Raw genomic sequence first — 26,375 nt, 5'->3', positions numbered from 1 at the left:
CCGCGTAGACCCGGGCGCCGGCACAAACGGAGGAGAGCCTGCTACGGATAGAGCGATGGTAGAGCGCCCATGCCACGAGGTGACAGGGGCTTTCCGGAAATACCCCGCTCAGCGAACGCTCAGTCGCGCAGAGGTAGTTGCACGACCAGCAGTTTGCCCGCCATCGTGACCCCGCCGTCCATCGCGATGGCAAGCCGGTCCGCGTACACGTGAGGCCCGTCCACGACCTCCGGACCGCGGGGCTGGTCGCCGTCCTCCCCGCCCACTTCGCCGAGCAGGTACGGGATGGGGCTGTGCCCGTGCACGACGCGGCCGCCGCCGTAGGTGCTCAGGAGCTCCCGTACGGCCTGCGGGCCGCTCTCCTCGTCGCGGAAGGCGAACCGCTTGGTGAACTTCCGGAAGAGATCCCACGTGATGTCTGCGTCATTGCGGTTGAGCAGCTCGTGGATGGTGTCGTTGACGTCCTCGATGGAGCTGCCGTAGTCGAGGTATGCGGTGGTGTCGGAATGCAGCAGCAGGTGGCCGTCCTCGAGGGTGGCCGCGTCGAGCCGCGACATCCACTGGAGGTGCACGTCCTCCAGGCGCTCCATGTCCGTGCGCTGACCGCCGTTGAGCAGCCAGGCGGCCTGGAAGGTCGCGGTGCCGGCGCCGGAGTGGACCGGGGTGTCGCCGAACCGCTTGGCGCCGATGAGCAGCAGTTCGTGGTTGCCCATGAGGGCCTTGCAGTAGCCGCCGGCGGCTGCGGCCTCGGCGGACAGCCGCATGACGAGGTCGATGACGCCGATGCCGTCGGGACCGCGGTCGGTGAAGTCGCCGAGGAACCAGAGCCGGGCGTTGCCGGCGGACCAGCGGCAGTCGGCGTCGATCAGGTCCTGGGCCTGGAGCTCGGTCACGAGCTCGTCCAGGTAGCCGTGTACGTCGCCGACGACGTACAGCGGGCCGGGACCGGCGGTCGCGGGGTCCTGGGGCACGTACTGGACCTGGACCGTGTCGCCGGGGCCGCCCTGGGCGCCGCGGCCGATGACGGGGAGGTCGCGCTGGGTGGGGGTGTACCCCTCGTCGGGCTCCTCGTCCTCGGGCTCCACGGGGGTGCCGGAAGCGGCCGCCGGGGCGGGAACGGTGCCCGTGTGCTCGGCGGCGGTCCGCTGGAAGGGGACGTGGTCGGCCGCGGGGTGCGTCGCGGGACCGTTCGCCGGGTGCGTGGCCACCTCCGGCTGGTACCCGGGATGTGCGTGCACAAGCCCGCCCTCGTCGTAGTAAGCGGGGTACTCGCCGTAGACGGGCTGCTCGTCGGGCAGGCCGACGGACGCCGCATACGGGGCGGGTTCGGTGACCGGCACGCGGAAGTCCCGCAGCGTGTCCGTCCGCATCGCGGGTCCCTGACCGGCCCCCTGAGTCATCGACCCCTCCACCACCGTCGCGCTGCCGTACACCTGCGGACCCTCCTGACCTCCGAGGCGGAGGGTCCGTGATGTCGTGCGCCCATCATAGGAATGCGGCTCGCGCTCTGTGACGCACCAGGGGTGGTGAATCCTGTCCGGAGCCGGTCCTTCCTGCCGATTTCTCCCGATATCGGTGTTGTTGAAATCCTCGGCGGGCCCATCAGCCCCGCCGGTGTGGCGGCCGGTCCCGGTCGTCGGGGGTGTTCAGTCCTGGGCCGGTGAGCGGGGTGGGCTGACGGTCGTACGGGGTTGCCTGCGCTGCGAGGAGGTCCGGATGATCAGTTCGGTCGGGACGACCTGTTCGACGGGACGGCCCGTGTCGACCCCCTCGATCGCGTCGATCAGCAGCTGTACGACGGCTGTGCCGATGCGGCGCGGCTTGAGGGAGAGGGTGGTGATGGGCGGTTCGGTGTTGGCGTACACGGTCGATTCGCTGCAGCAGACGAGCAGCAGGTCCTCGGGGACGCGTAGCCCGTAGCGACGGGCGGCGGCGAGCAGATCGGTGCCGTTGGGGTCGAAGAGCCCGTAGACGGCGTCGGGCCGGTCGGGCCGGGCGAGCAGCCGGTCGGCGGCCACCGCGCCCGCGCACGGGTCGTGGGCGGGGTAGGACTCGTAGACGGGATCCTGGCCGACGCGTTCGCACCAGTTGAGGTACGCGGTGGTGGAGAGCCGGGTGTAGGTGTCGGTGGTGGTGCCGGTGAGCAGCCCGATCCGGCGGGCGCCCGCGGCGGCGAGGTGGTCGAGCAGATTGAGTACGGCGGCCTCGTGGTCGTTGTCGACCCAGGCGGTGACGGGGAGGGACCCGGCCGGGCGGCCGTCGGAGACCACGGGCAGGCCCTGGCGGACGAGCTCGCTGACCACGGGGTCGTGGTCGGAGGGGTCGATGACGACGGTGCCGTCGAGGGCCACGTTGGACCAGACGTCGTGTCGTGAGGTGGCGGGGAGGATGACGAGGGCGTAGCCGCGGGCGAGCGCGGCGGAGGTCGCCGCCCTGGCCATCTCGGCGAAGTACGCGAATTCGGTGAAGGTGAAAGGTTCATCCCCGTACGTCGTCACGGTCAGGCCGATGAGACCCGACTTGCCGGTACGGAGGGTGCGGGCGGCGGCGGACGGGCGATAGCCCAGCCGGTCGGCGACCTCGCGAACGTGGCGGCGGGTGGCGTCGGGCAGCCGCCCCTTGCCATTGAGCGCGTCGGAGACGGTTGTGATGGAGACGCCCGCCGCGGCGGCCACGTCCCTGATGCCGGCTCGGCCCTGTCGACCGCCGACCCGCCGGGTGGTCTCGGTCCGGCTCACCTGATGCTTCCCTGCTGCTGTCATGGCGAGCCGATAGTAGGGCTCGGTGGGGTGGGTGGTCCGGGTGCATATGCACCCGTTGACAGGCACGATTCTGCATGTTTCGCCACCCCCAATGACCTTGGAAAAGAAGGTTTTTGGCTGCTGAGAGTGAGCGTGTGGCTTGTCGGTGGGTACGGGCATGCCAAACCGCTGCGGGATCGGGCCGGTCTCAACTCACCTGCACGAGGGACGCGCGCCACGGCGCAGGCCACCGGCGCACGCATATATGCGTGCGCTCCCCCCGTGTTCCTGGCGCCTGCCATTCTCGGATCGGCGGAATCCTCATAAGGTGAGCAGTATTGAGTCGACGGCGACGTCGACGGGACGGTCGAGGAGGACCTGCGGTGAGCGAGAAGAGCCCGAAGCTGCGCGCCGAGCTGGATGGCATTCCCACCTACAAGCCGGGCAAGCCCGCGGCCGCGGGCGGACCCGTCGCGTTCAAGCTGTCCTCGAACGAGAACCCGTACCCGCCCCTGCCGGGAGTGCTGGAGACCGCGGTCGCGGCCGCGAGCCATTTCAACCGCTACCCCGACATGGCCTGCACCGGGCTGGTGAACGAGCTCGCGGAGCGGTTCGGGGTGCCCGTCGAGCACATCGCCACGGGCACGGGCTCGGTGGGCGTCGCCCAGTCGCTGATCCAGTCGACGGCCGGCCCGGGCGACGAGGTGATCTACGCCTGGCGGTCCTTCGAGGCCTACCCGATCATCACGCAGATCTCGGGTGCCACCTCCGTTCAGGTCCCGCTGACCGACGGCGACGTGCACGACCTGGACGCGATGTACGAGGCGATCACCGACCGGACCCGGCTGATTTTCGTCTGCAACCCCAACAACCCCACCGGCACCGCGGTGCGCCGTGCGGAGCTGGAGCGGTTCCTGGACCGGGTCCCCTCGGACATCCTGATCGTGCTGGACGAGGCCTACCGCGAGTTCGTCCGCGACACGGACGTCCCGGACGGCATCGGGCTCTACCGAGACCGCCCCAACGTGTGCGTGCTGCGTACGTTCTCCAAGGCGTACGGGCTGGCCGGCCTGCGCGTCGGCTTCGCGGTGGCGCACGAGCCGGTGGCCGCGGCGCTGCGCAAGACGGCGGTTCCCTTCGGCGTCAGCCAGCTGGCCCAGGACGCGGCCGTCGCCTCGCTGCGCGCCGAGGACGAGCTGCTGGGGCGGGTCGGTTCGCTGGTCTGCGAGCGCAAGCGCGTGTACGACACGCTGCTCGCGCAGGGCTGGACGGTGGTCCCGGACACGCAGGCCAACTTCGTGTGGCTGCGGCTGGGGGAGCGGACCGCCGAGTTCGCGGCGGCCTGCGAGAAGGCCGGTGTGGTGGTCCGGCCCTTCGCGGGCGAGGGCCTGCGGGTCACGATCGGTGAGACCGAGGCGAACGACATCTTCCTGCACACGGCGGAGGCGTTCCTCAAGGAGCTCTGAGCAGTCCGACTCGCTTAGGCGAGTTCCACGCGGATCGGGTCGCCGTCGCGGACGGTGGCCAGCAGGCGGGGGTCGCCGTCGATCGAGCCGAGCACGTTGCACGGGCTCGCCAGGCGGCTCTCGCCTCCGCGTGAGATGGGTGTCGGGCCGTAGGGCAGCGCGAGCGCGTCGCCCTCGGTCCAGAACGCGACCGTGCCCGGGTCGACGACCTGCCGGGCGTCGTGCTCCACGGCCACGGAGACGCCGGTGTCGAAGTAGACCTCCTCGCCCCAGGTGTTGGCGGAGGCAGAAATCGGCAGGGCCTCGGCCAGTGCCTTGCTGGTCGGGGTCTCTTCGAGGGTCGCGGTGAGCTGGCCCGCAGGCCAGGAGAGTCGAATCTTCATGTGCCGCATTCAACAATCTGTTGAATCTGTTGGCTAGAGGGGACCCCGCTCAGAAGTCCGAAAAGGGCGTGCGCCATAATGCTTGTGAATGTGAACGCGTTCACAAGCGTGTCCTGCTTCGTCCCTGATTGGGCGGAACATGACAGGCAGACTGCGGCTGTGACCACGGCGACCCGAAGGAGACGACGACGTGGACCAAGCTCTGGCGCCAGAAACCCTGGCGCGATGGCAGTTCGGTATTACCACCGTCTATCACTTCCTCTTCGTCCCACTGACGATCTCGCTCGCCGCGCTCGTCGCGATCTTGCAGACCGCCTGGGTGCGGACCGAGAAGGAGAAGTACCTCAAGGCCACGAAGTTCTGGGGCAAGCTCTTCCTGATCAACATCGCGATGGGCGTCGTCACCGGCATCGTCCAGGAATTCCAGTTCGGCATGAACTGGTCCGACTACTCGCGGTTCGTCGGTGACATCTTCGGTGCCCCGCTGGCCTTCGAGGCGCTGATCGCCTTCTTCTTCGAGTCCACGTTCATCGGCCTGTGGATCTTCGGATGGGACAAGCTGCCGAAGAAGATCCACCTGGCGTGCATCTGGATGGTGTCGATCGGCACGATCCTCTCCGCGTACTTCATCCTCGCGGCGAACTCCTGGATGCAGCACCCGGTCGGATACCGCATGAACCCGGAGACCGGCCGGGCCGAGCTCACCGACTTCTGGCACGTCCTCACCCAGAACACCGCCCTGGCGCAGGTGTTCCACACCCTCACCGCGGCGCTGCTGACCGGTGGCGCGTTCATGGTGGGCATCGCCGCCTACCACCTGCTGCGCAAGAAGCACATCCCGGTGATGCGGACCTCGCTGCGGCTCGGTCTGATCGCCGTGGTCGTCGGCGGCCTGCTCACCGCGATCAGCGGCGACACCCTCGCCAAGATCATGTACAAGCAGCAGCCTATGAAGATGGCCGCCGCCGAGGCGCTGTGGGACGGCGAGAAGGGCGCGCCCTTCTCGATCTTCGCCTACGGCGATGTCGACAAGGGCCACAACAAGGTCGCCATCGAGGTGCCCGGCCTGCTGTCGTTCCTCGCGGACAACACCTTCGACTCCTACGTGCCCGGCATCAACGACGTCAACAAGGCCGAGCAGGAGAAGTACGGCCCCGGCGACTACCGGCCGGAGGTCCCTGTGGCCTACTGGGGCTTCCGCTGGATGATCGGCTTCGGAATGGCCTCCTTCACCATCGGAGCCATCGGCCTGTGGCTGACGCGGCGCAAGTTCCTGCTGCCGGCGGCGCTGCGGACCGGTGAGGACGAGCGGCCCCACCTGGTTCCGTTCCACACGGCGCTGAGCCCGCGGTTCACCCGCCTGTACTGGCTCACCGCGATCTGGACGCTCGGCTTCCCTCTGATCGCCAACTCCTGGGGCTGGATCTTCACCGAGATGGGCCGCCAGCCGTGGGTGGTCTACGGCGTCCTGCGGACCAGGGACGCGGTCTCGCCCAGCGTCTCGCAGGGCGAGGTCATCACCTCGATGGCCGTCTTCACCCTGCTCTACGCCGTGCTCGCCGTGATCGAGGTCAAGCTGCTGGTGAAGTACGTCAAGACCGGCCCGCCCGAGCTCACCGAGGACGATCTCAACCCGCCCACCAAGATCGGCGGGGACGACAAGAATTCCGACCGGCCGATGGCCTTCTCGTACTGAGGCTGAGGAGACCACACCATGCAACTTCACGACGTCTGGTTCGTGCTCATCGCCGTCCTGTGGATCGGCTACTTCTTCCTGGAGGGCTTCGACTTCGGGATCGGCGTACTGACCAAGCTGCTCGCCCGTGACCGCACGGAGAAGCGGGTCCTGATCAACACGATCGGCCCCGTGTGGGACGGGAACGAGGTCTGGCTGCTCACCGCCGGCGGCGCCACCTTCGCCGCCTTCCCCGAGTGGTACGCGACCTTGTTCTCCGGGTTCTACCTGCCGCTGCTGATCATCCTGGTCTGCCTCATCGTTCGCGGTGTCGCCTTCGAGTACCGGCACAAGCGCCCCGAGGACAAGTGGCAGACCAACTGGGAACACGCGATCTTCTGGACCTCGCTGATCCCCGCGTTCCTCTGGGGCGTGGCCTTCGCCAACATCGTGCGCGGCGTGAAGATCGACCAGCACAAGGAGTACGTCGGCAGCTTCTTCGACCTGCTCAACGTGTACGCGATCCTCGGCGGCCTGGTCACGCTCACCCTGTTCACCTTCCACGGTGCGGTGTTCGCCTCGCTCAAGACCGTGGGTGACATCCGGGACCGCTCGCGGAAGCTGGCGACCCGGCTGGGTGTGGTCACCGCCGTCCTGGCGCTGGTCTTCCTGATCTGGACGCAGGCCTCGCGCGGTGACGGCAAGAGCCTGATCGCCATGGTCGTCGCGGTGGCGGCACTGGTGGGAGCCCTCGGCTTCAACCTGGCCGGCCGTGAGGGCTGGTCGTTCGCCCTGTCCGGAGTGACCATCGCGGCCGCCGTGGCCATGCTCTTCCTGACGCTCTTCCCGAACGTCATGCCGTCCTCGCTGAACGACGCCTGGAACCTCACGGTCACCAACGCCTCGTCCAGCCCGTACACGCTGAAGATCATGACCTGGTGCGCAGGCGTGGCCACCCCGGTCGTCCTGCTCTACCAGGGCTGGACCTACTGGGTGTTCCGCAAGCGCATCGGTACGCAGCACATCGTTGACGCGCACTGAGGCGCTGAGCCTGCTCAAGCTGTTCGAGCAGGGGGCAACCCCGTCCGCTTGACCCTGCCGAGGGGATGTTTCACGTGAAACCGATCGACCCGCGCCTGCTGCGGTACGCCCGCTCCACCCGGCTCTTCCTGGGAGCGGTGGTGGCCCTCGGGCTTGCCGGGGCGGGGCTGGTCGTCGGTCAGGCGATGCTCATCGCCGAGATCGTGGTCGGTGCCTTCGAGAAGGGGCTGGACGGGGAACTGCTCCGGACGCCACTGCTGCTGCTCGCGGCAGTGGCGCTGGGGCGCGGATCGATCGCCTGGCTCACGGAGCTGGCCTCCCACCGGGCGAGCGCCGCGGTGAAGTCCGAGCTGCGGGGCCGCCTGCTGGACCGGGCGGCCGACCTGGGGCCGGGCTGGCTGAGCGGGCAGCGCACGGGCTCGCTGGTGGCGCTGGCCACCCGGGGTGTGGACGCCCTCGACGACTACTTCTCCCGCTACCTGCCCCAACTGGGCCTCGCGGTGGTCGTTCCCGTGGCGGTGCTCGCCCGGATCGTCACCGAGGACTGGGTGTCGGCGGCCATCATCGTGGTCACGCTTCCCCTGATCCCGCTGTTCATGATCCTCATCGGCATGGCCACCCAGTCCCGGATGGACCGCCAGTGGCGGCTGCTGTCGCGGCTGTCAGGGCACTTCCTGGACGTGGTGGCCGGACTCCCGACCCTGAAGGTCTTCGGCCGGGCCAAGGCCCAGGCCGAGTCGATCCGCAAGATCACCGACGACTACCGCCAGGCCACGATGCGGACACTGCGCATCGCCTTCCTGTCCTCGTTCGCGCTGGAACTGCTCGCCACGCTGTCGGTGGCACTGGTGGCGGTGACCATCGGCATGCGGCTCGTGCACGGGGATCTCGACCTGTACACCGGGCTCGTCATCCTGATCCTGGCACCGGAGGCCTATCTGCCGCTGCGCCAGGTGGGCGCGCAGTACCACGCGGCCGCGGAGGGACTGGCGGCCGCGGAGGAGATCTTCGAGGTGCTGGAGACCCCGGACGCGCAGGGGCAGGGCTCCGCCGTGCTGCCCGCCGGGACGCCACTGCGGATCGAGCTGGACGGGGTCGCCGTCCGGTACGAGGGGCGGGGCGAGGACTCACCCGGGCCGGTCTCGCTGGTCGTCGAGCCGGGCGAGTGCGTGGCCCTGACCGGGCCGAGCGGCGCGGGCAAGTCCACGCTGCTCCAGGTTCTGCTGGGCTTCGTGACACCGACCGCCGGGCAGGTGACGGCCGGCGGTGTGGATCTGGCCGAGCTGGCCCCGGAGCGGTGGCGGGAGCGGATCGCGTGGGTGCCGCAGCGGCCGCACCTGTTCGCGGGGACGATCGCGGAGAACGTGCGGCTGGCCAGGCCCGGGGCCTCCGACGAAGCCGTGGCCGAGGCGCTGAAGGACGCCGGAGCCTGGGAGTTCGTGTCCGCGCAGCCCCGGGGGGCCGAAACGGCACTGGGCGAGGGCGGGGTCGGCCTGTCGGCCGGGCAGCGGCAGCGGCTGGCGCTGGCGCGAGCCTTCCTGGCGGACCGGCCGGTGCTGCTGCTGGACGAGCCGACCGCCGCGCTGGACGGGGAGACCGAGGCCGGGGTCGTCGAGGCCGTACGGAGGCTCGCGGTCGGGCGGACCGTCCTGCTGGTCGTGCACCGGCCGGCGCTGCTGGCCCTAGCGGACCGGGTCGTCGCGGTGGGAGCGGGTCCCGAGGGGCTCTCCCCCGTGGCCGGATCGGACGCGGTCCGGGTCCAGCCGACCCCGCAGCCGGTGCGGAACCCGGAAGCCGGGGCCACCGATCCCGGGGAGTGGATCCTCGGGGCCGCTCCCGAGCGGGCGGCGAAGGCGGCGGGCACCGACTCGGGCGGGCGTGATCCGCTCAGGCGGGTACGAGAAGTGGCCGCGGCCTGGCAGGGGCGGTTCAGGCTCGGGCTGTTGCTCGGGGCGCTGGCCGTCGGGTGCAGCGTGGGCCTGATGGCCGTGTCCGGGTGGCTGATCTCGCGGGCCTCGCAGCAGCCGCCGGTGCTGTACCTGATGGTGGCCGTCACGGCCACCCGCGCCTTCGGCATCGGGCGGGCCGTCTTCCGGTACGCCGAGCGGCTCGTATCGCACGACGCCGTGCTGCGGATGCTCGCGGACCTGCGGGTCTCGGTGTACCGGCGGCTGGAGCGGATCGCGCCCGCCGGACTGCGCGAGCAGCGGCGCGGGGACCTGCTGTCCCGGCTGGTGGCCGACGCCGATGCCCTCCAGGACTACTGGCTGCGCTGGCTCCTGCCGGTCGGCACCGCCGTGCTCGTCGGCACCGGGTCGGTGGCCTTCACCGCCTGGCTGCTGCCCGAAGCCGGGGCCGCGCTCGCCCTCGGCCTGATCGCCGCGGGTGTCGGAGTGCCCCTGCTCAGCGGAGCCTGCGCGCGCCGTGCCGAGCGGCGGCTGGCGCCCGCCCGGGGCGAGCTCGCCACCCGGGTGGCCGATCTGCTCACGGGTACCGCCGAGCTGACCGTCGCCGGTGCGCTGGCCGGGCGGAAGGCGGCCGCGCGGGAGACCGACCGGACGCTGACCGCCATCGCCTCGCGCGGGGCCGCCGCCACGGGCCTCGGCGGCGGCCTGTCCGCCCTGGTGTGCGGACTGACCGTGGTGGCGGCCGCCCTCCTCGGCGCGAACGCGGTGGCCGGCGGCCGGCTCTCCGGGGTGGCCATGGCGGTGGTCGTCCTGACTCCGCTGGCCGCTTTCGAGGCCGTCACCGGACTTCCGCTGGCCGTCCAGTACCGGCAGCGGGTGCGCCGTAGCGCCGAGCGGGTCTACGAGGTCATCGACGCTCCGGCCCCGGTCTCGGAGCCGGACCGGGCGCAGGAGGCGCCCGGCTCGCCCTTCCCGCTGCGTCTTGCCGGCCTCGCCGCCCGGCACCCCGGCCAGGAGCGGGACGCCCTGCACGGACTGGACCTGACGCTGGAGGCCGGCCGGCGCATCGCGGTCGTGGGGCCCTCGGGCTCGGGCAAGACCACGCTGGCGCAGGTCCTGCTGCGGTTCCTGGACCAGCGCGAAGGCTCGTACACCCTGGGCGGGACCGACGCGCGCACGCTCGACAGCGACGATGTACGCCGCCTCGTGGGCCTGTGCGCCCAGGACGCGCACATCTTCGACAGCTCGGTACGGGAGAACCTGCGCCTGGCCCGGACCGGCGCGACCGACCAGCAGCTGCGCGAGGCCCTTGCCGCAGCCCGGCTGCTGGAGTGGGCCGACAGCCTTCCGGACGGCCTGGACACCCTGGTCGGCGAGCACGGGGAGCGGATCTCCGGCGGGCAGCGCCAGCGGCTGGCCCTGGCCCGGGCGCTGCTCGCGGACTTCCCCGTGCTGGTCCTCGACGAGCCGGCCGAGCACCTCGACCTGGCCACCGCGGACGCCCTGACCGCGGACCTGCTCGCGGCGACGGAGGGCAGGACCACGGTGCTGATCACGCACCGGCTGGCAGGTCTGGAGGCGGTGGACGAGGTACTCGTCCTGGACCGTGGCGCGGTGGTACAGCGCGGCGGGTACCAGGAGCTGGCCGCCTTCGAAGGCCCCCTGCGGCGGCTCCTGGAACGTGAGCGCCAGGCCGACGGGGCCTTGGCCGAGATTCCTCAGGCCGACTTTCCCCAATAAACGGGACTAACTAGTCTCAAGGGCATGTCAGTGCAGGAGTCTCAGGAGTCACCGGAACCACCACGTGAAACGCCGGACCCGCTGGAGGCCGCGACCCAGGCCACCAGGAGTCTCCAGGGGCTGTCCACTGAGCTGACCGCTCGGGTACCGCAGCTGCTGGAGGCCATGCGCTCGGTCGGTACGGGCCTCGAACTGCACTCCACTCTCGACCGCATCTGCGAGACGGCGGCCGAGCTGGCGGATGCCCGGTACGCGGCGATCGGTGTCGTCGACACCGAGGGCCGCGGACTGTCGGACTTCGTCACCTTCGGCGTCAGCAGCGCGCTGGCGAAGAAGATCGGGCACCGGCCGGACGGGAAGCGGGGCCTGCTCGGCGCCCTCATCTCCCACCCCGACACGGTGCGGCTCCCCGACCTGACGAAGGATCCGCGTTCGGAGGGTTTTCCCGCCCATCACCCGCCCATGAAGACCTTCCTCGGCGTCCCGATCAGGGTGCAGGGGGAGATTTTCGGCAATCTGTACCTCGCCGAGAAGAACAGCGGCGGCGAGTTCAACGACTACGACGTCCACATGGTCCGGGTGCTGGCCACCGAGGCGGGTATCGCCATCGGCAACGCCCGGTTGTACGAGGCCGCCACCCAGCGCGAACGGTGGATCGACGGCTCTGTGGCCGTCACCACCGCCCTGCTGTCCGGCGGGGACGCGGACGACGCGCTCGTGGTGGTGGCGGAGCAGGCCCGCCGGCTGGCCGACTCCGCCGCCGGGATCGTGCTCCTGCCCGCCGAGGAGGGCGGGATGGAGATCGTCGCCGTCTCCGCCGAGAACCCGGCCACCTCGCTCGGAGTGGTGATCCCGGCCGAGAGCCCCGTGGTGGACAAGCTGCTCGCGGGCGAGCCGGTGTTCGTGGACGACGCTGCCGCCGATCCCCGCATGATCAGCAAGCTGACCAGCCAGTACGGGCCCTGCATGATGCTGCCGCTGCACAGCGGGGGGCGGGTGCTGGGTGCGCTGGTCACCCCCCGGGCGCGCGGCAAGCGGCCGTTCAGCGAGGCCGAACGGACCCTGGCCACGCAGTTCGCCTCCCAGGCCGCCCTCGCGCTGATGATGGCCGAGGCCCAGCGCGACCGGGAGCGGCTCGCGGTGTTCGAGGACCGCGACCGCATCGCCCGGGACCTGCACGACCTTGTGATCCAGAGGCTGTTCGCCACCGGGATGATGCTGGAGGGCGCCCAGCGCCGGTCCATCGTCCCGGAGGTCCGTGACGGGGTGGGCAAGGCGGTGGACGAGCTGGACGTGACGATCCAGGAGATCCGCACCGCGATCTTCGCGCTCCAGCAGGGACCGGCGGAAGCCCCGTCGGGGCTGCGCACCCGGGTGCTGCGGGAGATCAACATGGCTGCCGTGCCGCTGGGGTTCAAGCCCTCCCACCGCTTCCTCGGACCGATCGACACGGTCGTGGGGGAGTTGGTGGGCAAGAACCTGATCGCAGCACTCCGCGAGGCACTGTCGAACGCGTTCCGGCACTCGGAGGCATCACGGATCGAGGTGGTCCTGGACTCCACCGTCCACCTGGCCGACGGGCGGCCCGGAGTCCGGCTGGAGGTCGCCGACGACGGGGTGGGGATCCTTGAGGGCGGCCGGCGCAGCGGTCTGCGGAATCTGCGCCGACGGGCCGAATCCCTCGGCGGGTCGAGCTCGTACGGCCCGGGGATCGGCGAGGACGGCGGCGGGACGACCTTGGTGTGGGAAGCCCCGCTCTAGCGGCTTCTCCCCCTTGCTGTTCTTACTGAGTGTGCTGTTCCTGCTGCGCCTGCCCCTGCCGCGCGGCGCGCTCGGCGAGGATGCGTTCGATGACGAGGGCCACCCCGTCCTCGTTGTTGGCGACCGTCCGGCCGGATGCCGCCGCGATGACATCCGGGTGGGCGTTGCCCATCGCGTACGAAGCGCCCGCCCAGGTGAGCATTTCCACGTCGTTCGGCATGTCTCCGAAGGCCACGACCTCGGTGCGGGCGATACCGCGCTCGGTGCAGCACAGCTCCAGGGTGCTGGCCTTGGACACGCCGAGCCCGCTGATCTCCAGGAGGGCCGTCGGGCTGGAGCGGGTGATCGAGGCGTGCTCGCCGGCGACGGAGCGGGCCAGGATCAGGAATTCGTCGGGAGCGAGCTCGGGGTGGTGCGCCAGCAGCTTCAGCACGGGTGCCGCGCTGTCGTCGAGTTCCTCGCGCAGCAACTTCTCGGCGGTGGCGACGGTGGCACCCGGGTCCTGGAAGAACGGCGGGTACGCCGGCTCGTAGTTGATCCCGGTGGTCCGCTCCACGGCGAAGGACGTGCCGGGGGCTGCGGCTCGCAGGGCATCCACGACGGTGAGTGCGGTGGTTCGGGGAAGCCCGCGGACCTGGACGAACTCCCGGCCGGCCCGGAGGTCGACGACAGCGGCGCCGTTCGCGCAGATGGCCAGACCGTGACCGTGGACATGGTCGCTGACCACGTCCATCCAGCGGGCCGGGCGTCCGGTGACGAAGAAGACCTCGATCCCGGCCTCCTCGGCGGCGGCGAGCGCGGCGAGAGTGCGGGGCGAGACGGATTTGTCGTCGCGCAGCAGGGTGCCGTCGAGGTCGGTGGCGATGAGCCGGGGCGTGGGGGTTGGCCCGTCCGGGCGCTGGGGAGCCGAGGTCACAGCTCCATCTTCGCCCATGGGTCCACGCCGGTGGACCAAGATCGGCTGGACTGGGCCGGTAATGATCTTTCCGGCAGGCGGCGATGTTTCACGTGAAACCGAGTCCGGCCGACAGCTGGGGCCGCATGTTTCACGTGAAACATGCGGGGACCGCCGTACGCTCGAACACATGAGTCTGCGTCTGAGCACTGTGATCCTGCCGGTACGCCCGTGGCATGAAGGAGGCCGCGACCAGTGGTCGAGGGCTGAAGAGCTCGGGTTCCACACCGCCTACACCTACGACCACCTCACCTGGCGGACCTTCCGTGACGGGCCCTGGTACGGCGCGGTGCCCACCCTGACCGCGGCGGCCGCCGCCACCGAGCGGATCGGGCTGGGCACGCTGGTCACCTCGCCGAATTTCCGGCATCCGGTGACCCTGGCCAAGGACCTGATGTCCCTGGACGACATCTCCGGCGGGCGCATCACGCTGGGCATCGGGGCGGGCGGCAACGGCTTCGACGCGACGGCGCTGGGCCAGGAGCCGTGGACCCCGCGCGAGCGCGCCGACCGCTTCGCCGAGTTCGTACCGCTGCTGGACCAGCTGCTGACCGAGGGCGCGGTGACCGAGCACGGCACCTTCTACTCCGCCGTGGAGGCCCGCAACATCCCCGGCTGTGTCCAGCGGCCGCGGCTGCCGTTCGCCGTTGCCGCGACCGGTCCGCGGGGCATGAAGGTCGCGGCCCGGCACGGCCAGGCGTGGGTGACCGCCGGTGACCCGAAGGTGTTCGAGGGCACGCCCGAGCAGTCGCTGGAGGCCCTGCGGGGGCAGCTCGGCAAGCTGGAGAAGGCCTGCGTGGAGATCGGGCGGGAGTTCGAGCCCATGCAGAAGGTCCTGCTGACGGGCTTCACCCCGGAGCGCAACACGCTGCTGGAGTCCGTGGACGCCTTCGTCGACTTCGCGGGCCGTCACAAGGAGCTCGGCTTCACCGAGCTGGTCATCCACGCGCCGATCCCGGACTCGGACTTCGCCGCCGACGAGGCCGTCTTCGAGCGGATCGCCACCGAGGCCCTGGCCCAGCTGGCCGGCTGAGGCTCCCCGGGCCCCGGCCCCCGGCTCCCCGGTCCCCGGCCCCGCGGCTGGCGGCCAAGTCCTGCCGCGACTCGCCGCCGTCTACGCCGGCCACTGACTGCCCCCGCCGCGATGAAGCGGCGGGGGCAGTGGCGTACGGCAGTGGCTGTGCCAGTGGCGTGTTGGGGAGCGGCCTGTTCGGGAGTGGCGTGTTCGGGAGTGGCGTGTTCGGGAGTGGCGTCAGCCCGTCCCGCTCAGCTCATCAGGTTCGTGACGAGCCGCTCCGCGTTCGGCAGCATCCACTCCGGGGCGACGCCCTCGGGCAGCGCCCGGAGCTCCTCGATCAGGGCCGTGATCCTGGCGACGCCCGCTTCCGGCCGGCCCAGCTCCTGCTCGGTCCAGGCGGCGTTGTTCAGGGACTGGAAGCGCTCCTGCAGATGGTCGTGGCCGAGTTCCGCGTACAGGGCGGCGGCCCCTTCCCACAGCCGGATCTCCTCCCGCCGCAGTGCCTCGAGCCCGGCCGCGCCGAGGGCGTCGGGGCCGCCCGTACCGACGGCTGCGGCAGCGGGATCCGGGTCTTCCTCGTCCGCACCGCCGTCCTCGTGGCCCTCCCGCTCGTCGGACCACTGCTGTGACTGGACCTGCCGGTCCAGCACCTGGGCCAACTGGTGCCAGGTCTGAGCGAGTTCGGAGCGCAGCTCCGGGGCCTGCGAACCGGCCTCGATCGCGGCCTCCAGCACGGCGACGGCCTCGTCCATCAGGGACCGCGCCGCAGCCACCGCCGGGGCGTCGACCTGTTCCCGCAGTCCCAGCCAGGCCAGCGACCGCAGGATCCGCACCTCCGCGACCGGGGATCCGCCCGCCTGGCGGTGCAGTTCCAGGGCCCGTTCGTACGCCGCGACCGCCTCCTGCACCAGCTCCGTCTCCGCGAGCTGGTCGGCGGCCGACTGCGCGAAGCTCGCCTGCGGTCGAAGGTCCTCCCAGCCCTTGGTGAGCTCCGCCGCCAGCAGGTACTGCTCCGCCGAGGCCCGCCAGTCCCGGAGTTCACGCAGCAGGTCGCCCAGGAACTCCCGGACGAACACGGACTGCTGCTCCCCGTGCTCCAGCAGATCCGGCAGCGTCGACTGCAGCACCTCCGCCGCGTCGGCGTACCGGCTGTCCCGGGCATAGGCACGGGCCAGCAGCAGCCGCGCCTGCGCCCCGCCGTCCGCGCTCTGCCCGGCCTGGTCGAACCAGTGCGCGGCGGTCAGAGCGTGCTCGGCGGCCTGCTCCGCCCCGTCGCGCCGACGCAGCAGGATGTCGGCCAGGGTGAGCCGTACGACGCCCTGCTCCTCGGCGCCGGTCACCTCGGCTGCGTGCTCCAGTCCCGACCGGGCGGCTTCCTCCGCCTCCTCGGCCCGGCCCAGCGACATCAGCACCCCGGCCCGCAGGACCAGCGCGTCCACCGCCTGCCACGGACGGCCCGCCGCGACGGACCGGTCGGCGGACGACGCGAGCAGCGGCATGGCCTGCTCCGGGTCGCCCTGGGAGAGGGTCACCCGGCCCAGCATCTCCTCGGCCTCCGCCGCCACGTCCGGCAGCGTCTCCCCGTACGAGGCGATGAAGGAGGCGAGCTCGGAAGCCAGGTCCTCGTGACCGTGGTTCTGCTCGTGCGAGTGCTCGTGACCGGACCCGCTTTCGTGGTCGTGACCGGCCCCGGACCCGGTGTCGTGACCGGACCCGGCCTCGTGTTCGTGTGCGGTCTCGACCGAGCGCAGGTACGGCTCCAGGCGGATCGAGGCCAGTTCGGCGAGCGCGATCCGGCGGGCCCGTGCCGGATCGGCCGGGTCCAGGGCCTCCGCCGCCCGGACGGCGACCGCGAGCAGCCTGCGGGTCTCCCCCGGCTCGGCCCCGGCCTGTGCGGCCACGCTCGCCAGCCGCAGCTCCGCCAGCGCGGCGCGCTCCGCCTGCCCCAGCGCCCGGTAGCGGTCCCGGGCCGCCGCGAGCAGCCCGGCCGCTTCGTCGGCTCCGGCCCGTGCGGCCGACAGCGCCCGGTGGTCGGCGATGTCCGCCGCGAGCAGCGGGTCAACCTCCGGCTCCGGGAGCGCCGCCACCCGTACGGCCAGCTCTGCCCAGAGCGCGTCCGCCCCCGGGTGTCCCTGGTCGCGGGCGCTGCGGGCCTGCTCCGCCAGCTCACCGAGGCCCGCCGGCGCCGGGGCGACCCGTGCGGCCACCACGGGCGCTGCCGCCGCCGGAGCCGCCTGGGGCAGGGCCGAGCTGCGCACCCCGAGGGGGAGCACGTCGACCAGCGGGGCCCGTCCGACCCGGGTGAGGAACCGCTCCGAGACGCGGGTGTTGCCGTTGCGCGCGTCGAACCGCCGGGCGATGGCCAGGCATTCGGCGTGCAGGACGGCGTACAGCTCGTCGACGGAGCGTGCGGATCCCTCGTACGGCAGGGCCATGTCGGAGCCGTGGCCGAGCTTGCCGAGCCGCCCGAGCAGGACGAGTACCCCGCTGTGGAAGTCCAGCTGCGCCTTGACGTCCGTGAGCGGCTTGAGGTGCACGTTGTGCTCGGAGAGGATCTCCAGTCCGCGTGCCTCGTTGCCGGTGAGGGCGCAGAACTCGATGTGCTGGCCGATGGAACGCAGCAGGCTCTCGTTGCCGCGGGCCATGCGGTAGCCGCGCAGGTGGTGGGAGCGGGCCTCGTCGGCCCGGCCCAGCCGGAGCAGGGGGAGCAGCGACCGGGCGAGCACCCGGTGCGGCTCCTCCATGCAGGTCTGCTTTCCCGACAGCACGGGTTCCCAGATCTCGATCGCCTTGGCGTCGTCGCCCTTGGTGACCCAGAACGCGCCCTGGCTGTTCGTCTCGCAGGCGTGGCAGTCGCTCATCGCGTCGCGGTCGGCGCCCTGCCAGGCGGCGACGGCGCGCTCGGCCCGTTCGTCGTCACCGATGGCGTCCGCCAGGTAGTACTCGGACTGGCGCACGGCGCGCTCGCTGTACCCGGCGAGCCGGTAGCGCCGTTCCATGTCGTCGAGGTAGCCGGCGGCCGAGGCGATGGGGATCTCGGGGGAGTTGATGATCTGCCCGGAGACCCACTTGAACCGCCAGAAGAGGGAGTGGGTCTCACTGCCGTCGAAGGCACCCGGATCGCGGTCGTACTCCTGGAGCAGGCGGGCGAAGGGGACCATCATGCGGGTGCGTTCGGAGCTGTACTCGTAGGCGTCGATCAGGGTGACCAGCGCGTGGCGGAACAGCGCCGGGTCGCCGGAGACCTCGGCCGCCGCGCTCAGCGCCTCGGCCTGCGCGTTGCGTGCCGCGCCGTGCGGGAGGTCGTGGTTCTCGTACAGCGCCTGCCGGATCTGCTCCGGGGTCAGGTTGGTCACTTGTCGCTCCCCTGAGCGTCGGTGGAGTGGGTGGCCCATTCGAGGAGCCCCAGGAAGGCCCGGTTGAGCAGGGTGGAGTCGGCGGGCCGCAGCGGCCGCTGGGACATCAGCAGTGCCTGTCCGTACAGCGATTCGATGGCGGTACCGCTCAGCGTCGCGTCGGGGAGGCCCGCGATGCGGCGGATCAGCGGGTTGTTGTGGTTGAGGACCAGGCGGGCGCGCGGAGCCGAGCCGCGCAGGGCGCCGAGGATGCCCGTCCACAGCGAGTCGGCGCTGTCCAGGGCGGCGGTCCGGTCACGCTCCTGGCGTGCCTGCCGGTCGTCGAGGTAGAGCGCGGGGACGGCCACGGGCTGGAAGGCGCGCAGCACCACGTCGCAGCCCTGCGGTTCCAGCCGGGTGCGGGCCGTGGACAGGAAGGAGGCGAGGGCCAGTTCGACGCCGGTCGGTACGGGGTCGAGGCGTTCGGTGACGGCTCCGGCGTCCAGTTCGGTGACCTTGAGCTCAGGCCGTACGGAGGGCAGCAGGGCGAGCAGGTCCGCGTCGTAGGTGTAGCCGGCGTTGATGACGCCGAGGCCGTGGGCCGCAGCGATCGGAGCGATCTGGCGGAACTCCTCCACGGTGCGCGTGAAGTGGATGTCGGTGTGCGCGGCCGCGAACTCCTCCAGGCTCATCGAACCGTCGCTCGTCTCGAACGGCAGCCAGGGCAGCATCAGCCCGAGCAGCTCGGCGTCGTGCCGGGCGAGGGACTTCACGCCCAGGTGGTGGACGCCGAGGAAGGCGGCCAGGCGCTCGGGTTCGCTCGCGGCGAGCTCGGCGAGCCAGGTCCGGATGCGGGCGCCGAGTGCCTCCCGGACCGCGGCCAGCGTTTCGTCGTCGTACAGGTTCTCGCGGGAGGCGGTGGGCCGCAGGGTGTCGGTGTCGAGGACCACGCGGACGAAGAAGGCCCACTCCGGCAGCAGGTTGTCGGCCTGGTCGGTCAGCAGCATGCCCTTGAGGTGGACGCGGTGTCCGGCCCGGTGGGCGGGGCTGGTGGGCTCGGGGAGGACGTACGCGACTCCGCGCACCCCGGCGACCGGCAGGTCGAGGTCGATGCTGTCGAGCGGGGCGAAGCCGAAGAGCTGCGCGCAGTGCCCGGCGAGCGCGACGCGGCGGGCGGCGGGGGTGGGGAAGGATTGGTCCCATACGGCGGGCCGGTCGGTGACCGGGCGGGGCTCGCCGCCCTCGCCGTCGTCGAAGGTGATGCCGTAGGGGAGCAGCGAGCCGTAGTCCCGGGCGAGGCGCTCGACCCTGGCGGGCTCGGTCCACTCCTCGGCCCCCGGACGGGCCTCCAGGTGGACGGTGGTGCCGGGCTCCGGGCGGGCCTCGTGGGGGAGTTCGCGCACGGTGTAGGAGCCGTCGTCCGTGGCCAGCCACTCGACGGGGGCGGCCTGGGGGTCGCGGGCGGACCGGGTGACGACCCGGATCTGCCGGGCCACGACGAAGCAGGCCAGCAGGCCGATGCCGAACTGTCCGAGGAATTCCTGGCGGGTGGTCTCCAGGCCGCGTGCCTCGATGCCGCCGTCGCCGCCGCGCTTGGAGCTGCGGCCGATGGTGGCGAGGAGGGAGTGGGCCTCCGCGGCGGTCAGGCCGATGCCGGAGTCCTCGATGGTGACGCGGCCGGCCGATGCGGAGAGGCGGATGCGGACCTCCGCGCCGGGCTCGTGCGCCTGCCTGGCGGTGACGGCGTCGACGGCGTTCTGGAGCAGCTCGCGGACGTAGACGCGCGGGCTGGAGTAGAGGTGGTGGGAGAGCAGGTCGACGAGACCGCGCAGGTCGACCTGGAAGCTGTTCGTTGCCGGTTCGGACGGACTTGTGGACGTCATGGGGCGTCACCTCACGGACTCGCATGGATGGTTCGGCGATCGCGAGGTGCCCCCCTCACCGATCCCGGAATGGCAACAGGGTAGGGGGATGATCTGACAATCTCCCCGTGAATTCCGTCGCTCCCGCGTATACGGGAACGGCTGGAACCGCGGTCCTACTGGAAGCGCAGGAACCGCGGCGGCACCGTGTCCACCAGCCACACCCCGTTGGCGCTGATCCGGAACACGTGCCCGGCTGCGCGCATGGCCCCCGCGTCCACGCTGAGCACGACCGGCCGGCCGCGCCGTGCGCCGACCCGGGTCGCGGTCTCCCGGTCGGGGGACAGGTGGACGTGGTGGCGGGCCATCGGGCGCAGCCCCTCGGCGCGGATCGCGTCCAGGGCCGCGGCGACGGTGCCGTGGTACAGGTACGCGGGAGGCTCGGCCTCCGGCAGGTCCAGATCCACCGCGACCGTGTGGCCCTGGCTGGCCCGGATGCGGGTGCCGTCGACGGCGAAGCGCCGCTTGTCGTTGGTGGCGACGACGTGGTCGAGCTCCGCCCGGCTGATGGGGAATCCGTGGCGCGCGGCCGCGCTCAGCAGGTCGTCGATCTCCACCCAGCCCTGTGGGTCGAGCACCAGTCCGATCCGTTCCGGCTGATGCCGCAGGTGTTTCGAGACGTATTTGGACACCTTCACGGTGCGTCTGTCGTCCATTGCCCCAGGGTGCCGGGTCGGAGGTGCTCCCGGCAGCGATTTTTGGCCGCTCCCTCGAACCGGGACCCCCTCTATCGCGTTTCCAAGATACGGAATACATTTTCCGCTGAACTGCTGCCCAGGGGGAGAAAAGATGACAATCGATGCGTCGCTGCCGCGCCGTGCCGCCGCCGAGCTCGTCGGCACAGCGGGCCTGCTCGTGGTGGTGATCGGCTCAGGGATTCAGGCCGCGGCCCTCAGCCGTGACACCGGTGTCGCTCTTGTCGCCAACTCGCTCGCCTCCGCCATCGGCCTCGGCCTGATCATCACCCTCTTCGGACCGCTGTCCGGGGCCCACCTCAACCCGGTGGTCACCTTCACCTCCTGGTGGGCCCGGCGCAGCGGCGGCGAGGGGCTCGGGGGCCGGGAGGCGCTCGTCTACGCCGCCGCCCAGACGGCCGGGGCCATCGGCGGCGCCGTCCTCGCCGAGGCCATGTTCGGACGCACCCCGGGAACCTTCGCCACCCAGATCCGCGGGGGCGGCCACCTGCTGATCGGGGAGATCGTCGCCACCGCCGGGCTGGTCCTCGTCATCCAGGGCCTCGGCAGGATCGGCCGGCCGAGGCTCATCCCGGGCGCGGTCGCCGCGTACATCGCCGCCGCGATCTGGTTCACCTCCTCGGGCTCCTTCGCCAACCCGGCCGGTACCGTCGGGCGCGCATTCAGCGACTCCTTCACGGGCATCGCCCCGCAGTCGCTGCCCGGTTTCGTCGCCGCGCAGCTGCTCGGCGGGGTCCTCGGCCTCGTCCTCGCCGGACTGCTCTACGGCACCGGGCGCACGGCCGACAGTGCGACCGACAGCGCCACCGGGCGGGGCGGTCCCGGCGCCGGGCGCGAGCCCCGGCGCGCAGCCGGCGCCGCGGCCACCGAGGCGGAGCCCTCGGTGGCCGATATACCCCTCCCCAACACCGTGCTCGGGGCCACTGTTTGAGATGTGCACAGGTTTGCCCACAGGAAAACCCGACTTGTCCACAGCCGTTTGGGTCGGTTTCGCAGACAAGTGCGTGATTCGCCCTGTGGACTACTGATCGAGTACTACCGGCCGCCCCGGCTGGCCAGTTCGTTCATCGTCCGGGCCTGCAGCTCCCGCTCCGTCGCGGCCCGGACGAACTCCGCCACATGGTCGGGACCCACGAGCTCCTGCACCGCCCGTACGGTCCCGGCCGGCAGCGCCACGGGCGTCGGCCCCGAAGGCTGTGCCGCCCCGGCGGCGCCCAGGTGCTGCTGGAGGTGCCGGGTCGCGAACAGCCGCATCGCCCGCGCCAGCTCGGCATCCACCGTCTGCTGCGCCAGTGGCCGCAGTCTGCGTACCATCGCCGCCGCTTCCGCCGCGTCGGTGTCCGTCGGCGGCACGTGCCCCAGATAGCGGGCGAAGACGTGCTCGGTGGTGAACTCCAGGAAGCGCGAGGCGATGTGCTCCACCTGCCCGCGCAGCTCGCGCAGATGCCCGGTGATCGCCGCCAGCGGCACCCCGGCCGCGTACAGCTCCGCGGCCACCGCCAGCTCCTGCGGGGAAGGCACGAGGAACTCGTCGGGGCGGCCGGGGATCCGCTCCAGCACCCCGAGCTCGCACGCCTCGCTCACCGCGTCGTCGTCCGGCCGGCCGCCGAACCGCTCGTTGAGGTCGGCCCGGCTGATCCGGGCCGCCTCCTCGTCGGTCCACGGCCCGTGCACCTCGGCGACCAGGCCGAGTACGCCGCCCAGCCCGCGCCCGGCGTCCCAGGCCTCCAGCAGCTCCTTGATGGAGGCGAGGGTGTAGCCCCGGTCCAGCAGGTCCGCGATCTGGCGCAACCGTGCCAGATGCGTGTCCCGGTAGACGTTGGAACGGCCCCGCCGCTCCGGCTTCGGCAGCAGACCGCGGTCCTGGTACGCGCGGATCGTGCGTACCGTCGCGCCGCTGTGGTGCGCCAGATCCTCGATCCGGTACTCGGCTAGCGCCTGATCGGACAATCCCGGCTCCCTACGACATGGCGGCTCGGCCGACCGCGCCCGCCGCGGCCCGGGCGGCAGGTGACGCCGCCAGGTACTCGACCGCCTTGCGCAGCGAGCCCTCCTGCGAGGGATGGTACGACCGCCGCAGGTAGCGGGGTATGGCCGTGCCGAGCTCTCTCCACGTCGGCAGCAGTCCCTTGGCCACGGCCCGGTTGTGCTCGCGGAGCGAATAGCGCAGCCGGCCGCCCAGCCGGGGGTCGTTGCGTATGAGGTACGAGGCCCCCCACACCCACAGCCATGCCAGCACCGGGGCCACCACGACCATGCCCTCGATGCGGCGTGCGTAGCGCGGCAGACCCGAGCCCCCGCAGTGCTGGTACATGTCGAAGGCGACGGAGCGGTGCTCCACCTCCTCCGCGCCGTGCCAGCGCAACAGGTCCAGCATGATCTCGTCCGCGCCGGCCCGGTCGAGTCCCTCGGCCCGCAGCACCCAGTCCCCGAGGACCGCCGTGAACTGTTCGATCGCGGCGATCAGCGACAGCCGGAAGCGCAGCCACTCCTGCGCGTTGACCGGCGCCCCGAGCGGAGGGGTCTCCCCCAGCAGCTTCTCGAAGAGGAAGTCCACGTACTTCGTGTAGGCCCCGGTCGGCAGCTGCTGGCGCGCGAGGTGGTCGAGCACGTAGGAGTGCTGCACGCTGTGCGTGGCCTCCTGGCCCATGAACCCCTTGACCTCCCGCCGCAGCTCAGGGTCGGTGACCAGCGGCAGGCCCTCTCTGAAGACCTTCACGAACCACCGCTCCCCGGCCGGCAGCAGCAGATGCAGCACGTTGATCACATGGGTGGCGGTGGGCTCGCCGGGTATCCAGTGCAGCGGCGTGGTGTGCCAGTCGAAGGCGACCCGGCGCGGGCCGATGGCGTACGGGGTCCCCGGCGGGCGGGCCCCCGCCGGTCCCCTGCCATCCGACTCCGCCGGCCCGCTCACAGCTTGGGCTCCAGTTTCGCGATCCGCCGCAGGGCGCGCGGCGCGAACCGGGACATCCACAGGGCGCCCTTGGACTCGGGCGTCACCGGCACCACTGCCTGGTTCTTGACCACGGCCAGCAGGATGGCGTCCGCGACCTTCTCCGGCGGGAAGTTGCGCAGCCCGTAGAGCCGCGAGGAGCGCTCCTGGCGGCGCTTCTCCTCGGTCTCGTCCACCCCGGCGAACCGGGAGGTGGCGGTGATGTTGGTGTTGACGATGCCCGGGCAGATCGCCGAGACGCCGATCGACTTCGACGCGAGTTCCGCGCGCAGGCACTCCGAGAGCATCAGCACGGCGGCCTTCGAGGTGCTGTACGCGGGCAGGGTCCTGGAGGGCAGGTAGGCGGCGGCGGAGGCGGTGTTGACGATGTGGCCGCCCTGGCCCCGGTCGGCCATCTGCTTCCCGAAGATCCGGCAGCCGTGGATGACGCCCCAGAGGTTGACGTCGAGGACCTTCTTCCAGTCCTCGGCGGTCGTGTCCAGGAAGGCTCCGGAGAGCCCGATCCCGGCGTTGTTGACGAGGACGTCCACGATTCCGTACTCGGCGGCCACCTTCGCCCCGAGCTTCTCCATCGCCTGCTCGTCACTGACGTCCACGCACTCGCCCCACGCCTGCGGGGCGCCGACGAGGCGGGCCATGTCGGCGGTCCGCGCCGCGCCCTCGGCGTCCCGGTCCACGCACACCACCCGGGCGCCGGCCTCCGCGAAGGCGAAGGCGGTGGCCCGCCCGATGCCGCTGGCGGCACCGGTGACCAGCACCAGCTGGCCGCCGAACCGGTCGGCGTACTTCCCCGGGGCCTTGTGCTCCGGGGCGCGTGTCGCCGGATCCTCCCGGGAGGTGACGAACTCGGTGATCCACGCCGCGAGTTGGTCGGGCCGGGTCCGGGGCACCCAGTGCTTCGCGGGCAGGGTGCGCCGGACCAGGTCCGGGGCCCACAGCTCCAGCTCGTCGTAGAGCCGCTCGGACAGGAACGCGTCGCCGGTCGGGGTGATCAGCTGCACCGGGACGTGCGCGTACGCGTCGGCGCGCGGCCGGCGCATGCGGGCCCGTACGTTGTCGCGGTAGAGCCAGGCCCCGTGCGCCGCGTCCGAGGGCAGCGAAGCAGTCGGGTAGCCGTTGGCCGGGACCTTCTCCAGCCGCTGGAGGATCTTGGGCCACTGCTTGCCGAGCGGGCCGCGCCAGGCCAGCTCCGGCAGTACGGGCGTGTGCAGCATGTAGACGTACCAGGACTTCGCGCCCTGGTTCAGCAGCTGTGCGGCCCGGCGCGGGGTGGGCCGCGCCACCCGCTTCTTGATCCAGTGCCCGAAGTGGTCGAGGGAGGGCCCCGACATGGAGGTGAAGGAGGCGATGCGGCCCTCGGTACGGGCGACCGTCGCGAACTCCCACCCCTGTACGGAGCCCCAGTCGTGGCCGACCAGGTGCACCGGGCGGTCCGGGCTGACCGCGTCCGCCACGGCCAGGAAGTCGTCGGTGAGCTTCTCCAGGGTGAAACCGCCGCGCAGCGGGACGGGAGCCGAGGAGCGGCCGTGGCCCCGCACGTCGTACAGCACGACATGGAAGTGCTCCGCCAGCCGCTCGGCGACCTCGGACCAGACCTCCTTGCTGTCCGGATAGCCGTGCACCAGCACCACGGTCGGCCGGTCCGCGTCGCCGAGCTCGACGACGCACAGCTCTATCCCGCCGGTGCTCACCCAGCGCTCGCGCGCGCCTGCCAGACCACCCGTACCGGTCACGCCGCTCATACCGCCTTCTCCTCGGCCCAGCGCCGCACGTGCGGCAGATCGTCGTCCAGCCAGAAGGCGCTCTCCTCGGGGTCCCGGGAGTCGGTGACGACCAGGATCTCCTCGAACTTCGCGCCGGTGCCCCGGAACCCCAGGTGCGGCTCCACCGCCCACAGGCCGGGCTGCGGCACGTGGTCGGAGAAGTGGTACGGGCTCCACAGCGGGGACCAGCCCTCACGGTGTCCGTGCAGGGCGTCGCTCGCCAGCCCCTTGAGGGACTGGGTGCCGAACCCGAACGCGGTCGGTGACCAGCGCCGCTCCTTGACCTTGTCTATTTTGTGGGCGATGACGCCGAAGGGGTAGGCCCGGTGCCGGTTCGCGTACCCCTGCCGGGTCATCAGCCGCTCGACGTTCTCGTAGATCTCGCGCAGGGAGCGGCGCTCGCGCACCTGCTCCAGGATCAGATCGCGGTGGGGCCGTAGGTCGGACATCAGGCGGTCCTGGACCGGATTGAGACCGAGGCTGCCCGAGTAGCCGATGTCGGCCGCGTAGCCCTTGTGGACCGGGGCCATGTCGAGGATGAACGGCATCCCCGGCTCCAGCTTCCGGTTCGTCGGGAAGAACTGCAGGGGGATCTTGAAGTTCACGAAGGCGGTGCGGTCGCCGAACCAGGCGAAGGGCATGTGGAACCAGTCCCGCACCCCCCGCTCGCGCAGCCACTCCCGCTGCATCCGGGCCGCCTCGCGCTCGGTCACGCCGGGGCGCAGCTGTGCCGCCACCGTCTCCGCGCACTCGTAGGCGAGGCGCTGGACCTCCCGGAAGCCGCGCAGTTCGGCGGTGAACCCGGCGGCTCCGGTGAGTGCGGAGCGTTGCGTCGTGCGTTGCTTGGTGTCCCCAGCCATGCCAGCCGTCCGTCCGTGTAGCCGTACGCGCCCGTAACTTGACACTGATGAATGTGACAATGACTGGAGATCACGTCAAGGGCCGTGCACGGACCTGTGGACAATCTTGTCCGGGTCACATCACCCTTTTGTCGGGGCGTGTAGTCCTCAAGACTGATAC

The 26,375-nt window shown here is 71.3% G+C and carries 18 protein-coding genes; 7 read left to right on the top strand and 11 right to left on the bottom strand.

Annotated elements, in window-relative coordinates:
• Nucleotides 1–119 precede the first annotated feature (119 nt).
• A complete protein-coding gene (locus ACZ4TG_RS05080; RefSeq protein WP_468159951.1) occupies nucleotides 120–1,370 on the bottom strand; it encodes a metallophosphoesterase in 1,251 nt (416 codons plus the stop codon).
• Between the two features lie 276 nt (nucleotides 1,371–1,646).
• Nucleotides 1,647–2,762, bottom strand: coding sequence for a LacI family DNA-binding transcriptional regulator (locus ACZ4TG_RS05075; protein ID WP_468159950.1), 1,116 nt, complete (start codon nucleotides 2,760–2,762; stop codon nucleotides 1,647–1,649).
• Between the two features lie 362 nt (nucleotides 2,763–3,124).
• Between ACZ4TG_RS05075 and hisC the strand changes: the two genes are divergently transcribed.
• A complete protein-coding gene (gene hisC, locus ACZ4TG_RS05070) occupies nucleotides 3,125–4,207 on the top strand; it encodes a histidinol-phosphate transaminase (protein WP_468159949.1) in 1,083 nt (360 codons plus the stop codon).
• A 14-nt stretch (nucleotides 4,208–4,221) separates the two neighbouring features.
• Here hisC and ACZ4TG_RS05065 read toward each other — a convergent pair whose 3' ends face one another.
• Nucleotides 4,222–4,590 carry a cyclophilin-like fold protein gene (locus tag ACZ4TG_RS05065; protein ID WP_468159948.1) on the bottom strand — a complete coding sequence of 123 codons (369 nt, stop codon included), beginning with the start codon at nucleotides 4,588–4,590 and terminating at the stop codon, nucleotides 4,222–4,224.
• 190 nt (nucleotides 4,591–4,780) lie between these two features.
• Here ACZ4TG_RS05065 and ACZ4TG_RS05060 point away from each other — a divergent pair, with 190 nt between their 5' ends.
• The 4 genes from ACZ4TG_RS05060 to ACZ4TG_RS05045 all read left to right on the top strand — a co-directional run bounded on the left by ACZ4TG_RS05060 (nucleotide 4,781) and on the right by ACZ4TG_RS05045 (nucleotide 12,714).
• Nucleotides 4,781–6,286 (top strand): cytochrome ubiquinol oxidase subunit I, encoded by a 1,506-nt coding sequence (locus ACZ4TG_RS05060; protein ID WP_468159947.1) that lies wholly within the window; start codon nucleotides 4,781–4,783, stop codon nucleotides 6,284–6,286.
• 18 nt (nucleotides 6,287–6,304) lie between these two features.
• Entirely contained in the window at nucleotides 6,305–7,306 is a 1,002-nt protein-coding gene (cydB, locus tag ACZ4TG_RS05055) for a cytochrome d ubiquinol oxidase subunit II (RefSeq protein ID WP_468159946.1), read from the top strand.
• Between the two features lie 74 nt (nucleotides 7,307–7,380).
• On the top strand, nucleotides 7,381–10,953 hold the full coding sequence (cydD, locus tag ACZ4TG_RS05050) for a thiol reductant ABC exporter subunit CydD (RefSeq protein ID WP_468159945.1): 3,573 nt from the start codon (nucleotides 7,381–7,383) through the stop codon (nucleotides 10,951–10,953).
• Between the two features lie 24 nt (nucleotides 10,954–10,977).
• Entirely contained in the window at nucleotides 10,978–12,714 is a 1,737-nt protein-coding gene (locus ACZ4TG_RS05045; RefSeq protein ID WP_468159944.1) for a sensor histidine kinase, read from the top strand.
• A 22-nt stretch (nucleotides 12,715–12,736) separates the two neighbouring features.
• Here ACZ4TG_RS05045 and ACZ4TG_RS05040 read toward each other — a convergent pair whose 3' ends face one another.
• Nucleotides 12,737–13,648 carry a Cof-type HAD-IIB family hydrolase gene (locus ACZ4TG_RS05040; protein WP_468159943.1) on the bottom strand — a complete coding sequence of 304 codons (912 nt, stop codon included), beginning with the start codon at nucleotides 13,646–13,648 and terminating at the stop codon, nucleotides 12,737–12,739.
• A 151-nt stretch (nucleotides 13,649–13,799) separates the two neighbouring features.
• Here ACZ4TG_RS05040 and ACZ4TG_RS05035 point away from each other — a divergent pair, with 151 nt between their 5' ends.
• Nucleotides 13,800–14,702: an LLM class flavin-dependent oxidoreductase gene (locus ACZ4TG_RS05035; protein WP_468159942.1), complete on the top strand. Its 903-nt coding sequence runs from the start codon at nucleotides 13,800–13,802 to the stop codon at nucleotides 14,700–14,702.
• A 233-nt stretch (nucleotides 14,703–14,935) separates the two neighbouring features.
• On the opposite strand, the gene ACZ4TG_RS05030 is transcribed toward ACZ4TG_RS05035, so the two are convergent.
• The 3 genes from ACZ4TG_RS05030 to ACZ4TG_RS05020 all read right to left on the bottom strand — a co-directional run bounded on the left by ACZ4TG_RS05030 (nucleotide 14,936) and on the right by ACZ4TG_RS05020 (nucleotide 20,600).
• Nucleotides 14,936–18,043, bottom strand: coding sequence for a tetratricopeptide repeat protein (locus ACZ4TG_RS05030; protein WP_468159941.1), 3,108 nt, complete (start codon nucleotides 18,041–18,043; stop codon nucleotides 14,936–14,938).
• Nucleotides 18,040–19,905, bottom strand: a complete 1,866-nt coding sequence (locus ACZ4TG_RS05025) for an HSP90 family protein (protein ID WP_468159940.1) — start codon at nucleotides 19,903–19,905, stop codon at nucleotides 18,040–18,042. The genes ACZ4TG_RS05030 and ACZ4TG_RS05025 overlap by 4 nt, the downstream gene beginning before the upstream one ends.
• Nucleotides 19,906–20,060: 155 nt before the next feature.
• On the bottom strand, nucleotides 20,061–20,600 hold the full coding sequence (locus ACZ4TG_RS05020; protein WP_468159939.1) for an RNA 2'-phosphotransferase: 540 nt from the start codon (nucleotides 20,598–20,600) through the stop codon (nucleotides 20,061–20,063).
• A 133-nt stretch (nucleotides 20,601–20,733) separates the two neighbouring features.
• Between ACZ4TG_RS05020 and ACZ4TG_RS05015 the strand changes: the two genes are divergently transcribed.
• Nucleotides 20,734–21,570, top strand: a complete 837-nt coding sequence (locus ACZ4TG_RS05015; protein WP_468159938.1) for an aquaporin — start codon at nucleotides 20,734–20,736, stop codon at nucleotides 21,568–21,570.
• 104 nt (nucleotides 21,571–21,674) lie between these two features.
• On the opposite strand, the gene ACZ4TG_RS05010 is transcribed toward ACZ4TG_RS05015, so the two are convergent.
• The 4 genes from ACZ4TG_RS05010 to ACZ4TG_RS04995 all read right to left on the bottom strand — a co-directional run bounded on the left by ACZ4TG_RS05010 (nucleotide 21,675) and on the right by ACZ4TG_RS04995 (nucleotide 26,215).
• The gene (locus ACZ4TG_RS05010) at nucleotides 21,675–22,589 is read right to left on the bottom strand and encodes a MerR family transcriptional regulator (protein ID WP_468159937.1); all 915 of its coding nucleotides are present in this window, start codon (nucleotides 22,587–22,589) and stop codon (nucleotides 21,675–21,677) included.
• Nucleotides 22,590–22,599: 10 nt separating this feature from the next.
• On the bottom strand, nucleotides 22,600–23,484 hold the full coding sequence (locus tag ACZ4TG_RS05005) for a metal-dependent hydrolase (RefSeq protein ID WP_468160425.1): 885 nt from the start codon (nucleotides 23,482–23,484) through the stop codon (nucleotides 22,600–22,602).
• 65 nt (nucleotides 23,485–23,549) lie between these two features.
• Complete coding sequence (locus tag ACZ4TG_RS05000) at nucleotides 23,550–25,334, bottom strand: SDR family oxidoreductase (protein ID WP_468159936.1); 1,785 nt, start codon at nucleotides 25,332–25,334, stop codon at nucleotides 23,550–23,552.
• Nucleotides 25,331–26,215, bottom strand: coding sequence for a M24 family metallopeptidase (locus tag ACZ4TG_RS04995; protein ID WP_468159935.1), 885 nt, complete (start codon nucleotides 26,213–26,215; stop codon nucleotides 25,331–25,333). The genes ACZ4TG_RS05000 and ACZ4TG_RS04995 overlap by 4 nt, the downstream gene beginning before the upstream one ends.
• Between the last annotated feature and the right edge of the window lie 160 nt (nucleotides 26,216–26,375).

The sequence above is a fragment of the Streptomyces sp. NPDC028314 genome (assembly GCF_055565795.1).
This window is presented reverse-complemented; position numbering and strand designations above follow the sequence as displayed.